The following is a 13,266-nucleotide window of genomic DNA, read 5'->3' as shown; positions in this document are numbered from 1 at the left end:
CCTCCGATGAAGTGGAACGCCTGGGGCGATCCCTCAGCGGCCAAACCCTTGAGCGACGGCATCCGCCAACTGCTCAAGGCAGCGTTGGGCGTGGACGGCCTGAGCAGCCCGGAACCCGATCCCGACCAGGTGTCTCTGACCACGTCGGCATTGTCCGCCGCCGACCTCTCCGCCTTGACGGGAATCGTCGGAGAAGGCTTCTGCCGAACCGATCACACCGCGCGGCTGCTCCGCTCGGGCGGCAAGTCGACCCTGGATCTGCTGCGGCGCAATGGTTCCGAAACCCAGGATGCACCCGACGCGGTGCTGCTTCCCGGCGGCCCCAATGGCGAGAACGAGATCGCCGCCATCCTCGACTACTGCAGCCGGCACGCGATCGCGGTGGTTCCCTTCGGCGGCGGAACCAGCGTTGTGGGCGGGCTCGACCCGATCCGCGGCGCAGCCTTGAACGCCGTCGTGTCACTGGACCTGCGCCGGTTCGATCAACTGCTGAACCTCGACGAGATCTCCGGCGAGGCCGAGTTCGGCGCCGGGGTCACCGGCCCCGAGGCCGAACGGCTGCTCGGTGAACGGGGCTTCTCGCTGGGCCACTTCCCGCAGAGCTTTCAGTTCGCCACCTTGGGCGGATTCGCCGCCACCCGGTCATCGGGTCAGGATTCGGCCGGCTACGGCCGTTTCGACGACATGGTCCGCGGCCTGCGAATGATCACCCCGGCCGGCGTGCTGGATCTGGGCCGCGCTCCGGCCTCGGCAGCCGGCCCCGATCTGCGCCAACTGGTGCTGGGCTCCGAGGGCGTCTTCGGAATCATCACCCGGGTCCGGGTGCGAGTCCATGCGGTCCCGGCGACCACCCGCTATGAGGCGTGGTCCTTCCCCGACTTCGCCACCGGAGCCGCGGCGCTGCGCGCGGTCACCCAGACCGGCGCCGGCCCGACCGTCATCCGACTGTCCGACGAAGCCGAGACGGGCGTGAACCTGGCCACCACCGAACAGATCGGCGAGCAGCAGATCACCGGTGGCTGCCTGGCGATCACCGTGTTCGAGGGCACCGCGGAGCACACCGAGAGCCGACACGCCGAAACCCGTGCGGTCATGGCCGCGAACGGAGGTACCCCCCTGGGCGAGGAGCCGGCTCGCGCCTGGGAGCACGGCCGATTCTCGGCGCCCTATCTGCGTGATTCCCTGCTGGCGGCCGGGGCACTGTGCGAGACCCTGGAGACCGCCACCGACTGGGCGGGCGTCCCGGCGCTCAAGGCGGCGGTCACCGATGCGTTGACCACCGCGCTGGCCGACAGTGGCACTCCTGCCCTGGTGCTGTGCCACATCTCGCACGTCTACCCGACCGGCGCGTCGCTCTACTTCACCGTGGTCGCCGGCCAGCGCGGCAATCCCGTTGAACAATGGCACGCCGCGAAAGCAGCGGCCAGCGAAGCGATCATGCGTGCCGGCGGCACCATCACCCATCACCACGCCGTAGGCGCCGATCATCGGCCCTGGATGGCCACCGAGGTGGGTGACCTCGGGGTGCAGGTTCTGCGCGCGGTCAAGGCCACGCTGGACCCCGCCGGAATCCTCAACCCCGGCAAACTGATTCCATGACGAAGCGAGAGATCAGCAGGATCACGCTGCTGACCAATCCGGCGGCCGGCCATGGCAACGCCCGGCATGCCGCCGAACGCGCCCTGGCGCGTTTCCAACAACGCGGCATCAACGTCAACCACATCGTGGGCTCTGACGCGCGCCACGCGCGGCAATTGCTCGATGAAGCACTCGGGGCCGGCACCGATGCCGTGGTGATCGCCGGCGGCGACGGCGTCATCTCCCTGGCGCTGCAATCGCTGGCCCTCGGGGACGTTCCACTCGGGATCATTCCGGCCGGCACCGGCAACGACCACGCTCGCGAATATCGGCTGCCCGTCGGTGATCCGGCGGCCGCCGCCGACGTGGTCGCCGAGGGCTGGACCGAGACCATCGATCTGGGCCGCATCGCCGAGGACGGCGGCACCGTCTCCTGGTTCGGCACCGTGATGGCGGCAGGATTCGACTCGCTGGTGAGCGACCGGGTCAACCGGATGCGGTGGCCGCATGGCCGGATGCGCTACAACGTGGCGATGGTGGCAGAGATGTCGAAGCTGCGCCTGCTTCCCTTCCGGCTGACCTTCGACGACGACGAGCCGGTGGACATCGAACTGACCCTGGCGGCGTTCGGAAACACCCGCAGTTACGGCGGTGGCATGTTGATCTGCCCGGGCGCCGACCACGCTGACGGTCTGTTGGATGTCACCATGGTGCACTCGGGCTCACGGACGAAGCTGATCCGGTTGTTCCCCACCGTGTTCAAGGGCACCCACGTCTTGCTGGACGAGGTGACCACCCGTCGGGCCAGGTCAATTCGGGTCGAGTGTCCCGGTATCAATGCCTACGCCGACGGCGACTACGTGGGTCCGCTGCCGGTGACGGTGTCGGCGGTTCCGGGCGCATTGCAGATCCTGCGCACACCCTGATCGGTCTTACGAGATCAGCGAGGTCCACAAGTCGCCGAGCTGATCGACCAACGCGTCGAACGCGCCGCTGAAGTCGGCCGGTGCCGGTCCCTCCGTGTCCAGCCAGGGGAATATCGGGATGTAGGTACCGCCGGGCAGAAACGGATTCAGCATCACGTACCACGATGCCGCGAAGTCGATCAGCACCTGGACGACGTGCGGCAGCGGTACCAGCGGGTCCGCGGAGGGGTCGGCCGTCAAGCTGGCCCACAAATCCGCCCACGGCTTGCCGAAATCCAAGGTGAACGTGGTGCCGGCCCAGGGGTAGACGTCTGAGCCGTCCGAACCGATGCTGGTACCGGGGAACCCGAACGCACCCTCGACCGCGCCGTGCGGGTCGGTGATGGTGGGGCCCTCCGTCGGGAAGGTGTAGCCGCTGCGCAGCTCCGAGATCGGTACCTGACCGTAGCCCTGCAGCAGCGCAACCCAGCCGTCGAAACTGCAGAACATGGAGTCACACGCGGTGTTGGTGGGCAGTTGCGCCTGCAGAAAACCAATCACTTGCTCACCGAGCGGCTTCGAGAACGCCGGAATCGGAATCAACATGTCGACCAGTGCCTGGATTCGCGGCGGGTCCCCGAGATCGATACCCCAGATGTTCGTCTCGCTCGGGACGAACCATGGCCCGCTGAAGAACTGCGAGTAGGAGAACGCATCGACGGCCCGCAGCGCGTTGGCCGGGATGTTGATCAGGGTGTACAGCAGATTCAGCGGAACATTGGCCAGGTCACCATCGGCAGTCAGCTGAACAGCGACCCGGGCGGGGGCGACCTCGGGTAGGGCTGGACTGACGGCGGCCAGACCAGCAGCCGTCGACATCACAGCGACGACAGCAGCCGGCCACCTCAGGGCATGCATGATCCACTCCTTGACGCTGAGGACAGCGCGCGTCAAGACACGCGACAATGATTACAGCGCAAGACAATTCGAACGGAACGAACGCCGGGGGAAGCGCTCGGGTTAACCTACCCTAAGAATCAGGTACCAGCAGCTCTGCGCGTCTGTGAGTTATCCCACGCCCCGGCTGAGCCAGGACACTTCCGCGCCTTCACCGCCGTCGCGGTAGGCCTCCAGCGCGTCGTCCCACGCGGTGCCCAGCACGGTCTCCAGCTCGGCCGCCAACGCATCGGCGCCGGCCGCCATCAAAGTACGCAGGCGGTTCTCGCCGACCATCACGTCACCGTTGGCACTCATCGTCCCGCTCCACAGGCCCAACTGCGGTGTGTGACTGAATCGCTGGCCGTCCACCCCGGCGCTGGGGTCTTCGGTGACCTCGAACCGCAGCACCGACCACGAGCGCAGCGCACTGGCCAATTGGGCGCCGGTGCCCACTGGACCGACCCAATTGACCACGGCCCGCAGCTGCCCCGGCATGGCCGGTTGCGGGGTCCAGTTGAGCTTCGCCTGGCCGTTGCGGGCACCCAGAGCCGAGGTCAGAGCCCACTCGACATGCGGGCACACCGCCGCCGGCGAAGCGTGGATGTACACCACGCCGCTGGTCACGTCGGCGAATTGATTCGTCGCGCGCATCAGTTGCTCCTTCGGCTCCACGAGGGACGTCTTCCCCAACGACCTGGCGGTACCGAACTGAACGGTGATGCAGCTGAGTATTTAGTGTTGTATGTGTTTATTGTGCCTTGTGTGACGCCTGTTGGCTAGTCCCGGCCGTAGGCTGCCACCACGGCGTCCGACAGGGCCGGCCACAGGTCGAGGGCCCAGTCCCCGAAGTCGCGGTCGGTGAGCACCACCAACGCCCGCCCAATAGCCGGATCAGCCCAGATCAGAGTGCCTGACTGGCCAAAATGACCGAAGGTGCGCACCGAGTTCGTCGCACCTGTCCAATGCGGCGATTTGCCATCCCGTATCTCAAACCCCAGGCCCCAGTCATTCGGGCGCTGCGGCCCATACCCGGGCAGCACGCCGTCCAGACCTGGGAACTGCACACTGGTCGCCTCGGCATGCAGCTGCGCAGACACGGTGGCGGGTGCGAGCAGGTCGCCGGCGAAGGCGACCAGGTCGGCGAGGGTCGAGATGCCCCCGAAACCGGCCGCGGCGGCTCCCCCGTCGAGCCGGCTCGCTGTCATGCCCAGCGGCTCGAACACCGCCTCGGTCAGATAGCGCCCGAACTCGATTTCGGCTGCCCGTTGCACTGCCTCGGCGAGCACTGCGAAACCGTGGTTGGAGTACACCCGGCGGGTACCCGGCTTGGCCAGGATGCGGTCGGAGTCGGGCGAGAGCCCGGAGGCGTGGGCGAGCAGATGGCGCACCGTGGCGCCCGGCGGCCCGGCTGGGGTGTCCAATTCGATGGCCCCCTCCTCCACCGCTACCTGCACGGCCCGCGCCACCAAGGGTTTGGTCACCGACGCCAGGTAGTACGGCCGCGCGACGTCACCGTGGGTGGCCAGCGCTCCCCGCGGGCCTATGACGGCGGCGGCCGCATGATCGACCGGCCAATCGTCGAGGACGGCAAGGGGGGCCAGGGCTTCAGCGGCGCACATCGGCAGCCAGCCTAACGGCGAGGCGGCTCACCGGCGGCGAGACTGCCCTCAGGCCGGCGGCTGCGCGCGCAGCGCATCACGGATCGCCTTGCGGTGACTGCTCGCGCTGCAACCAAACCAGCGCTGGCAGGACCGGCTGAGCACACTCTGCTCTGCGTAGCCCAATTCACGGGTCAGGTGCGCCAGGCTGATGTCGGTGTCGCGGAGGTAGCGGTGCGCGGCGTCGCGGCGAACCCCGTCGACCAGAGCGGCGAAGGTGGTCTCCTCGACAGCCAGCCGCCGATGCAGCGCCTTGGGATGTAGACCCAACTGGCCGGCCACCAGCTCCAGACTGACGGTGCCGGTAGGAAGAAGCTGGCGGGCGATCGCGCGCACCGAGCCAGAGATGCCCGGCGTCTCAGCGGTGACGCCCTGCAGGTAGCGCACCATGGCCTGGTGCGCTTGGTCGTCGCGGTGCAGCGGCCGGTCCAGGTCGACGCTGCGGAAGGTAAAGCCGGCGATGGGTTGCGCGAAGTATGGGCGACAGCCGAAGTAGGCAACGTAGTCGCGCACCGGGGTCAGCGCTTCGTGCGGAAGATGCACCGACAGCGGCGCATAGGGAGCGTCGAACATCATGCGCATGATGCCGAGCGAGACCCCGAGGGACAGTTCGGTGGTCTGCGGGTGCGGCGGCGATCGCTCAATGAGCACCTCGAAGGCATAGAACGATTCGCCCGCCTCGGCCCCGGGGATGATCCGCGCCGAGATCGCTGGGCTGTAGGCGGACAGGAATCGCTCCACGATCGAAAACCCGCCACCGACAGTGGCCGCGGTCCGTGCCGCCACCCCTAGCGGCCCAAAGTTCCCGATGTCTTGACGCAACGCCAGTCGGCGCCCGAAATCCGAGCAGGCAGTTGCCGCGGCCGCACTCTCGACGGCCAGGATGACGGCGAGGTACGGCACGAACACGTCGTGGGTGCCCACGGCCCGCTCGGGCACGCCCGCTGCGCGCAGTAGGGCCGCCGGGTCTCCGCCGAGCTCGGTGACCAGGTCGGGGTAACCGGACAGTGCAGTCCCACGCACGACCGACATGTCCGCAAATATCAAAGAAATGTCCGCAGATGTCAAGACTTCATCGGCATTGCGGGACATGCTGGGAACGGCATCCGGCGGAAAGGAACATCCGTGAGTTTTGACACCGTGATTCGTGGTGGCCGGTGGTTCGACGGCACCGGCGCACCGTCCCTGATCCGCGACATCGGTATCCGCGACGGTCACGTCGCCGCGATCTCCGCCGAACCGCTCGACGTGACGGGCTGCGACCAGGTGATCGAGGCCGCCGGCAAATGGGTGATGCCCGGCCTGCTCGACATCCACACCCACTACGACGTCGAGATCCTTGTCGCCCCCGGACTCTCGGAGTCGGTGCGCCACGGCGTCACCACGGTGTTGGTGGGCTCATGCTCGCTGTCCACCATCCATGTCGACGGCCAGGATGCCGGCGACCTGTTCGGTCGGGTGGAAGCCATCCCACGCCAGTACGTGGTCGACACGATCGACGCGAAGAAGACCTGGTCAACGTGCGAGGAATACATAGCGAGCCTGGAAAAGCTGCCGCTGGGCCCCAATGTGACGGCGTTCATCGGACACTCCGATATGCGGGCCGCGATCATGGGCCTGGACCGGGCGACTCGCTCCGATGATCGACCCACCGCAGCCGAGCAGGCCCGGATGGAGCAGATGCTCGACGAGGCATTGGCGGCCGGCTTCGTCGGAATGTCTTCCCAGCAGCTACTTTTCGACAAGATGGACGGTGAAGTCTGCCGCTCCCGCACGCTGCCCTCAACGTACGCCAAGCCCAAGGAACTGCGCCGGCTCAAGTCGAAGCTGCGCCGCAGCGGACGGATTCTGCAGGCCGGTCCGGATATCAAGAATCCGCTTGACGTGGTTTCGCAACTGGCGCAGGCCCTGGGCATCATCCGGCGACCGCTCAAGTCCACGCTGCTGGCCGCCGCCGACGTCAAGAGCAACCGACTGGCGATTCCGACCATCATCAAGTCGTCGCGCATGCTGAGCCGGCTCGGCGCTAATTTCCGCTGGCAGCATCTCCCGGTGCCGTTCGAGGTGTACGCCGACGGAATCGACCTGGTGATCTTCGAGGAATTCGGCTCGGGCGCCGAGGCACTGCACCTGCGGGAGTCCGTCGAACGCAACGAATTGATGCGCGACCAGGGCTACCGGCGCCGCTTCCGCAAGGACTACGAGAACAAGTACGGCCCGCGGGTATGGCATCGCGACTTCTTCGACGCCGAGATTGTCGACTGCCCCGACGCCTCAGTCATCGGAAAGTCCTTCGGGCAGGTAGGGATTGACCGAGGCGGGGTTCACCCCGTGGACGCCTTTCTCGATCTCGTGGTCGAGCACGGAACAGCGCTGCGCTGGCACACCACGATCTCCAATCACCGCCCCGAGGTGCTGAAGAAGCTTGCCGCCGAACCCGGCATCCAGATGGGCTTCTCGGACGCGGGCGCGCATCTCCGCAACATGGCGTTCTACAACATGGGCCTGCGATTGCTACGCCACGTGATGGATGCCGAGCAGGCCGGCCGGGGCTTCATGTCGGTCGAGCAGGCGGTACACCGGCTGACCGGTGAGCTGGCGGACTGGTACCGAGTCGATGCCGGCCACCTTCGCGTCGGCGACCGCGCCGACATCGTGGTGGTCGACCCCGCCCACCTCGACGACACCTTGGACAGCTACGCCGAAGAGGCCTTCGCCGCGTATGGCGGACTGTCGCGCATGGTCAACCGCAATGACCAAGCGGTGCCCGCGGTGTTCATATCCGGGCGGGCGGTGGTCCTCGACGGTCAACCGACCGGTCTGCTCGGTTCGCAGCGCACCGGAAGTTTTCTGCGCGCCGACACCCGCACGTCGGCGGTCGCGGCGCAAGCAGCACAAGCCACGGCACCTGGCGCCACAGCGGCAACATAAGGTTGACCCCATGAGTCAGACAGTGCGCGGAGTGATCTCCCGTGAGAAGGGCAAGCCGGTCGAGGTGACCGACATCGTGATTCCCGACCCCGGTGCCAACGACGTCGTCGTCGCCATCACCGCCTGCGGGGTGTGCCACACCGACCTGACCTACCGCGACGGTGGAATCAACGACAGCTACCCGTTCCTGTTGGGACACGAGGCCTCCGGCACCGTCGAGTCGGTGGGATCGGCGGTCACCGCGGTTGCGCCCGGTGACTTCGTGATCCTGAACTGGCGGGCGGTGTGCGGGCAATGCCGAGCGTGCAAGCGTGGCCGTCCGCACCTGTGCTTCGACACGTTTAACGCCTCGGTTCCAATGACGCTGACCGACGGGACCGAGCTCACCCCCGCACTGGGCATCGGAGCGTTCGCCGACAAGACACTGGTCCACGAAGGCCAGTGCACCAAGGTCGATCCCAGCGCCGACCCCGCGGTGGCGGGCCTGCTGGGATGCGGTGTGATGGCCGGCCTGGGTGCCGCGATCAACACCGGCGGCGTCACCCGCGACGACACCGTCGCGGTGATCGGCTGCGGTGGCGTGGGCGACGCGGCGATCGCCGGCGCTGCCCTGGTGGGCGCCCGGCGGATCATCGCCGTCGACACCGATGACACCAAGCTGAGCTGGGCCCGCGACTTCGGTGCGACCGACACGATCAACGCCCGCAACCAGGACCCGGTCGAGACCATCCAGGAGCTCACCGACGGCTTCGGTGCGGATGTGGTGATCGACGCGGTCGGCCGTCCGGAGACCTGGAAGCAGGCGTTCTACGCCCGCGATCTGGCTGGAACCGTTGTGCTGGTGGGTGTTCCGACTCCCGATATGCGTCTGGAGATGCCGCTGATCGACTTCTTCTCCCGCGGTGGGTCATTGAAGTCGTCGTGGTACGGCGACTGCCTTCCCGAGCGCGACTTCCCCACCCTGATCAGCCTCTACCTTCAGGGCCGGCTACCGCTGGAGCGTTTCGTCTCCGAGCGCATCGGACTGAACGACGTCGAGAAGGCGTTCGGCCGGATGCACGACGGCGAAGTGCTGCGGTCGGTCGTGGTGCTGTGACCGCCCAACCGATCCAGCGCGTCGTCACCCACGGCGCCTTCGAACTCGATGGCGGCAGTTGGGAAGTCGACAACAACATCTGGGTCGTCGGTGACGAATCTGACGTAGTGGTCTTCGATGCCGCACACGATGCGGAGGCGATCGTGGAAGCCGTCGGCGGACGCAATGTGGTGGCGGTGGTGTGTACCCACGGCCACAATGACCACATCACCGTGGCGCCGGAGCTGGGTCGCCGGCTCGACGCACCGGTACTGCTGCACCCTGGCGACGACATGCTGTGGCAGATGACGCACCCGGACAGTGACTTTCGTGCGATCGCCGACGGGGACACCCTCACCGTCGGCGGCCTGGAACTGCGGGCGCTGCACACCCCCGGACACTCACCGGGGTCGGTCTGCTGGCATGCGCCCGATCTGGGGGCGGTGTTCAGCGGCGACACGCTGTTCTGCGGCGGTCCAGGTGCGACAGGCCGGTCGTTCTCGGACTTCCCGACCATTTTGGCGTCGATATCGGAGCGACTCGGCCAACTGCCGGCCGACACCGTGGTGTACACCGGGCACGGCGACAGCACCCGTATCGGCGACGAGCTGGTTCATTACGACGAGTGGGTGGCCCGCGGCCACTGACGACACGGCGCGAGGAACGAGCGACGTGAAGGAAGCGGCCCTCCAGGCCGGCCACTGACGACGCGGCGCGAGGGGCCCGGCCCCTGAACCTCAGTGCCCGCGCAGGATTCGCCGTTTCTCCTCCGCGAACTCCTTCTCGGTCAATGCCCCGGAATCACGCAGGGCCGTAATCGTCTTGAGCTGCTCAATGCGGATTCCTTCCCCCTGGGGAATGAATCGGTCCTCGTTGAGATCCGTCTCCGGGCCGATCGCCGCGCCCATCGGGCTGCCTCGGCGCGCGCGAAACAACCTCGCTGCAAACAGATCCAGCAGGCCGAGGACGAAGACCGCCGGAAACACCCAGACGAAAGCCCAGTGACCGGAGGGCTTTCCGAACGCCAGTCGGGGAGCGATGTAGGCGCCCACTTCCCCGTCGGTGGTGATCTGGTAGTCACCGGCTTCGGCCACCCGCACCCGCCACAACCGCCGCCGAGAGTCGTTGTTGACGGTGGTGGTCATCCCGATGCTCTCCTGGAACTCCGGTTCGGGCACCCCGGTCGGTGGCGTCACTGCCACGCTGATCGGTGGCACCGGCAGCCCGCCCCCGGAGGGACTTGAAATGACCCTGGTGTGCAAATTGACCGTGACCTCACCCGCCGGCAGGTGCACGGTGCCCACTCCCGGAATCGGCACCTCGCCATAGGCGTCGTACCGGTCAAGCACAAAGACGTTGAGTATCAGGGCAACCACGAAGCCGATCACCCCGATGGCCATCAAGACGGCCGCCATGGCAACCGGAATGCGTCGGATCGCCTGCCGCGCGCTCACTTACGGAAGTGTGCCATGGATTGCCCGTGGCGCTAACGTCTGTGGTGATATCGATGAAGGTTCGTCACGGTCGGAGGTGCCCATGCCCGAGTCGAGCATCGTCGTCCGCCCCGAGCCCGGCGGCACTCCCTCGAAGAGATTGCAGGCGGCCGGGCTGGCCCACGCCACCGGAGTCTTCGAGCAGCTCGCGGCAACCGTTCCGCTGCCCGCCGCGCCGCAGCCGATCGTCGTCGCCGACTACGGCGCCGCCACCGGCTACAACTCCATGCTTCCGATCGGCGCCGCCATAGCGGCGTTTCGTCGTCGGACCCGGGCCGACCATCCGGTGTTGGTCGCCCACACCGACCTGCCGGACAACGACTTCACCGCGCTGTTCACCACGCTGGCTGAGGATCCCGACAGCTATACCCGCAAGGACCCGGCCGCCTTCCCGTCGGCGATAGGCCGCTCCTTCTACCAGCAGATTCTGCCGTCGCAGAGCGTCACCCTCGGCTGGACCTCCTGGGCGACGATGTGGCTGCGCAGGCCCGCTGACGGGCTGCCGGACTTCTCCGGGCACGTCCATGTCGACCACAGTGGCGATGACGCCGCGCGGCGCGCCTACGCCCGTCGAGCCGCCCAGGACTGGCATGACTTCGTGGCGTTCCGCGGTCGGGAACTGAGCCCCGGCGGGAAACTTCTGGTGTTGACCGCGGCCGTCGACGCCGCCGGCCGATCGGGCTACCAGCCGTTGCTCGACGCCATCGTCTCGGTGCTCGACGAGCAGGTGCGCGAGGGTCGGCTCACCCGCGATGAAGTTGCGCGCATGACCATTCCGGCACTGGGCCGCACCGAGAAGGAGCTTCGTGCTCCGTTCGCCCCGGCAGGACGGTTCGAGTCTCTGACGATCGAGCGCCTCGAGGTATTCGATGCCGAAGATCGGTTCTGGGATCGCTACCTGCTCGACGGCAATGCGGGCGCGCTGGGTGCGCACTGGGCATCCTTCATCAGCACCGCCGTGCTTCCGACGCTGGCGGGCGCCCTGGCGGGCGGGGCAGATGACCCGCGCGCGACCGATTTCCAACGTCACCTGGAGGCCGGCGTAGCCGCCCGGCTAACAAGTAATCCGCGTCAGGTACAGATTCCACTGGCGCTGGTCGTCTTGACCAAGCAGCGCTAGCCGACCGGGATCTCGCCTGCCGGGGCTTCGGTGGACTCTGGGGCCGGATTCTCCGGGAACTCTGCGGGGGGCGGCACCACAGGCTCGGGGCTGGGCGTGAACGCGGGCGGCGGTTCGAAGGTCGGCGACGGGGAGAACGTGGTGGTGATCGACACCGTGGTACGAACGCTGGAGTCCGTTCCGGTGTCTGCGGCGCGACGCAACACCAGCACTGCAACCGTGCCCAGCAACAGCGCAAGCAGCGCGGCCAACAGCACCACGGGCACCGGTCGTCGATACCATGCCGCGCCGCCCCGCTCGCCGAGCATCTCCGGGTCCGGCGGCGCCGGCTGAGTCAGCGGGACGGGCGCCGGCCACGGTGGTGGTGTCACCAAGGGCTGCAACCCCGCGTCCGGACCGAACTCGGCTGCATCGGGCGACGCCTGCTCCGGCGGCGCCACCGGCTCGGGGAACGGTGTGGGCTCCTCGGGCGGTGGTGCTTTCTTCGGGACGGCTGCCACGTTGCCTGCCACGCTCAGCGCCGCACCGATCGCCGCGGTCAACTGGGGCCGCGGCGAGCTGATGACAGGGACTCCAAAACGCTGCGACAGGCCCGTCGTAACCGTGGGCATGTTCGCCCCACCGCCTACCGAGACGATCGCCGACAGTCCGTTGGGAAGGAGGCGGCTCTGCTCCAAGTCTTGGTGCAGGACCGCGAAAAAACCTTCGAGAGGCTGCCGCAGGGCCTCGTCGAGTTCGACCCGGGTGAGCCATGCCCCACCGTGGAAGCCGGCGAGTTCGGCCACCGTCTCCGAGGAAAGCTGTTCCTTGGCGTCGCGGCACTGACTGCGCAGTCTGGTCAGCGAACCCACCGTGGCAGGCCCGTCGGTGTTTCCACCCAGATCGGCCACCACGTGATCGAGCAATGCCTGATCGATCACGTCCCCGGAAAAGACGGTGCTGCGTCGGGTGGCACCGAGCGGTTCGAAACCACGGCCGGCATCGACGAAGGTGACGTTGGTTCCGCTGCCCCCGAAGTCGCACACCGCGATGACCCCGTCACCCGGCAGACCAGGATTGGCCTGCAATGCGGTCAGCACCGCCTGGGTATCGGAGATCAGCGACACCGGGTGTTGCGCCCACTCCGACACGCGGCCCAGCGCGGTGCGAAGCGCGCCGACGGCCTCGCGCGACCAGTGCGCGGGATAGCTGACCGCCACCGCCGGCGGTATCGGACGGCCCTCGGTGACCGCATAAGCCAGCGCATGCAACCCATCAGCAAGCAGCTGCTCGGCGCGGTGAGTGGACCCGTCGCTCGCCACCACCGGACCACCGCCACCAACGCGGTCCACGAAGTCGCTCACCGCGAGTCCCCGGTCATGCAGGTCGGAATTGACCGCGGAGTTCTCCGAGGGCATGCCGATCTGCGACGGCCGATCCCGAAACAGCGTCAGTACTGGCCGACGGGTGATCGCACGATCGGCGGTGACGGCCGCCAGTGTGGTCGCCCCGACGGACATACCCAACGCGGGGCCAGTCTCTTGCGCCATGCCGTCCCATCCACGGTGTCCTCCGGCGGTCAAAGAGC

The 13,266-nt window shown here is 67.4% G+C and carries 12 protein-coding genes; 6 read left to right on the top strand and 6 right to left on the bottom strand.

Going from position 1 to position 13,266, the window contains the following annotated elements; all coding sequences use genetic code 11:
- Positions 1-6 precede the first annotated feature (6 nt).
- On the top strand, positions 7-1,599 hold the full coding sequence (locus G6N09_RS16085; protein WP_109558771.1) for an FAD-binding oxidoreductase: 1,593 nt from the start codon (positions 7-9) through the stop codon (positions 1,597-1,599).
- Positions 1,596-2,504: a diacylglycerol kinase gene (locus G6N09_RS16080; RefSeq protein ID WP_083022427.1), complete on the top strand. Its 909-nt coding sequence runs from the start codon at positions 1,596-1,598 to the stop codon at positions 2,502-2,504. The genes G6N09_RS16085 and G6N09_RS16080 overlap by 4 nt, the downstream gene beginning before the upstream one ends.
- 6 nt (positions 2,505-2,510) lie before the next feature.
- Here the strand turns inward: G6N09_RS16080 and G6N09_RS16075 are convergent, their stop codons facing one another.
- The 4 genes from G6N09_RS16075 to G6N09_RS16060 form a co-directional block, all read right to left on the bottom strand.
- Positions 2,511-3,437 (bottom strand): hypothetical protein, encoded by a 927-nt coding sequence (locus G6N09_RS16075; RefSeq protein ID WP_133053064.1) that lies wholly within the window; start codon positions 3,435-3,437, stop codon positions 2,511-2,513.
- Between the two features lie 114 nt (positions 3,438-3,551).
- Complete coding sequence (locus tag G6N09_RS16070; protein ID WP_046188341.1) at positions 3,552-4,073, bottom strand: DUF3145 domain-containing protein; 522 nt, start codon at positions 4,071-4,073, stop codon at positions 3,552-3,554.
- A gap of 125 nt (positions 4,074-4,198) precedes the next feature.
- Entirely contained in the window at positions 4,199-5,023 is an 825-nt protein-coding gene (locus G6N09_RS16065) for a serine hydrolase domain-containing protein (RefSeq protein WP_083022507.1), read from the bottom strand.
- Between the two features lie 66 nt (positions 5,024-5,089).
- Positions 5,090-6,112 carry an AraC family transcriptional regulator gene (locus G6N09_RS16060; protein ID WP_083022425.1) on the bottom strand — a complete coding sequence of 341 codons (1,023 nt, stop codon included), beginning with the start codon at positions 6,110-6,112 and terminating at the stop codon, positions 5,090-5,092.
- Between the two features lie 93 nt (positions 6,113-6,205).
- Here G6N09_RS16060 and G6N09_RS16055 point away from each other — a divergent pair, with 93 nt between their 5' ends.
- From G6N09_RS16055 to G6N09_RS16045, 3 genes are read left to right on the top strand one after another with little or no spacing between them, the layout of a single operon-like run.
- On the top strand, positions 6,206-8,011 hold the full coding sequence (locus tag G6N09_RS16055; RefSeq protein WP_083022424.1) for an N-acyl-D-amino-acid deacylase family protein: 1,806 nt from the start codon (positions 6,206-6,208) through the stop codon (positions 8,009-8,011).
- Between the two features lie 10 nt (positions 8,012-8,021).
- Positions 8,022-9,107 carry an S-(hydroxymethyl)mycothiol dehydrogenase gene (locus tag G6N09_RS16050; RefSeq protein WP_083022423.1) on the top strand — a complete coding sequence of 362 codons (1,086 nt, stop codon included), beginning with the start codon at positions 8,022-8,024 and terminating at the stop codon, positions 9,105-9,107.
- A complete protein-coding gene (locus G6N09_RS16045) occupies positions 9,104-9,733 on the top strand; it encodes an MBL fold metallo-hydrolase (RefSeq protein WP_083022422.1) in 630 nt (209 codons plus the stop codon). The genes G6N09_RS16050 and G6N09_RS16045 overlap by 4 nt, the downstream gene beginning before the upstream one ends.
- Before the next feature lie 90 nt (positions 9,734-9,823).
- On the opposite strand, the gene G6N09_RS16040 is transcribed toward G6N09_RS16045, so the two are convergent.
- On the bottom strand, positions 9,824-10,501 hold the full coding sequence (locus G6N09_RS16040) for an SHOCT domain-containing protein (RefSeq protein ID WP_083022421.1): 678 nt from the start codon (positions 10,499-10,501) through the stop codon (positions 9,824-9,826).
- Between the two features lie 121 nt (positions 10,502-10,622).
- Here G6N09_RS16040 and G6N09_RS16035 point away from each other — a divergent pair, with 121 nt between their 5' ends.
- Positions 10,623-11,699: a class I SAM-dependent methyltransferase gene (locus G6N09_RS16035; protein WP_083022420.1), complete on the top strand. Its 1,077-nt coding sequence runs from the start codon at positions 10,623-10,625 to the stop codon at positions 11,697-11,699.
- On the opposite strand, the gene G6N09_RS20365 is transcribed toward G6N09_RS16035, so the two are convergent.
- Positions 11,696-13,228: an Hsp70 family protein gene (locus G6N09_RS20365; RefSeq protein WP_083022419.1), complete on the bottom strand. Its 1,533-nt coding sequence runs from the start codon at positions 13,226-13,228 to the stop codon at positions 11,696-11,698. The genes G6N09_RS16035 and G6N09_RS20365 overlap by 4 nt on opposite strands.
- Positions 13,229-13,266 lie beyond the last annotated feature (38 nt).

The sequence above is a fragment of the Mycolicibacter minnesotensis genome (assembly GCF_010731755.1).
GTDB classification, from domain to species: Bacteria; Actinomycetota; Actinomycetes; order Mycobacteriales; family Mycobacteriaceae; genus Mycobacterium; species Mycobacterium minnesotense.
The sequence above is the reverse complement of the archived record's forward strand: the minus strand, read 5'-3'. Positions and strand labels throughout refer to the sequence as shown.

Coding starts and splice junctions, on each gene's coding strand:
- G6N09_RS16085 (WP_109558771.1), top strand. CDS start 7: ATGAAGTGGAACGCCTGGGGCGATCCCTCAGCGGCCAAACCCTTGAGC.
- G6N09_RS16080 (WP_083022427.1), top strand. CDS start 1,596: ATGACGAAGCGAGAGATCAGCAGGATCACGCTGCTGACCAATCCGGCG.
- G6N09_RS16070 (WP_046188341.1), bottom strand. CDS start 4,073: ATGCGCGCGACGAATCAATTCGCCGACGTGACCAGCGGCGTGGTGTAC.
- G6N09_RS16060 (WP_083022425.1), bottom strand. CDS start 6,112: ATGTCGGTCGTGCGTGGGACTGCACTGTCCGGTTACCCCGACCTGGTC.
- G6N09_RS16050 (WP_083022423.1), top strand. CDS start 8,022: ATGAGTCAGACAGTGCGCGGAGTGATCTCCCGTGAGAAGGGCAAGCCG.
- G6N09_RS16040 (WP_083022421.1), bottom strand. CDS start 10,501: ATGGCGGCCGTCTTGATGGCCATCGGGGTGATCGGCTTCGTGGTTGCC.
- G6N09_RS16035 (WP_083022420.1), top strand. CDS start 10,623: ATGCCCGAGTCGAGCATCGTCGTCCGCCCCGAGCCCGGCGGCACTCCC.
- G6N09_RS20365 (WP_083022419.1), bottom strand. CDS start 13,228: ATGGCGCAAGAGACTGGCCCCGCGTTGGGTATGTCCGTCGGGGCGACC.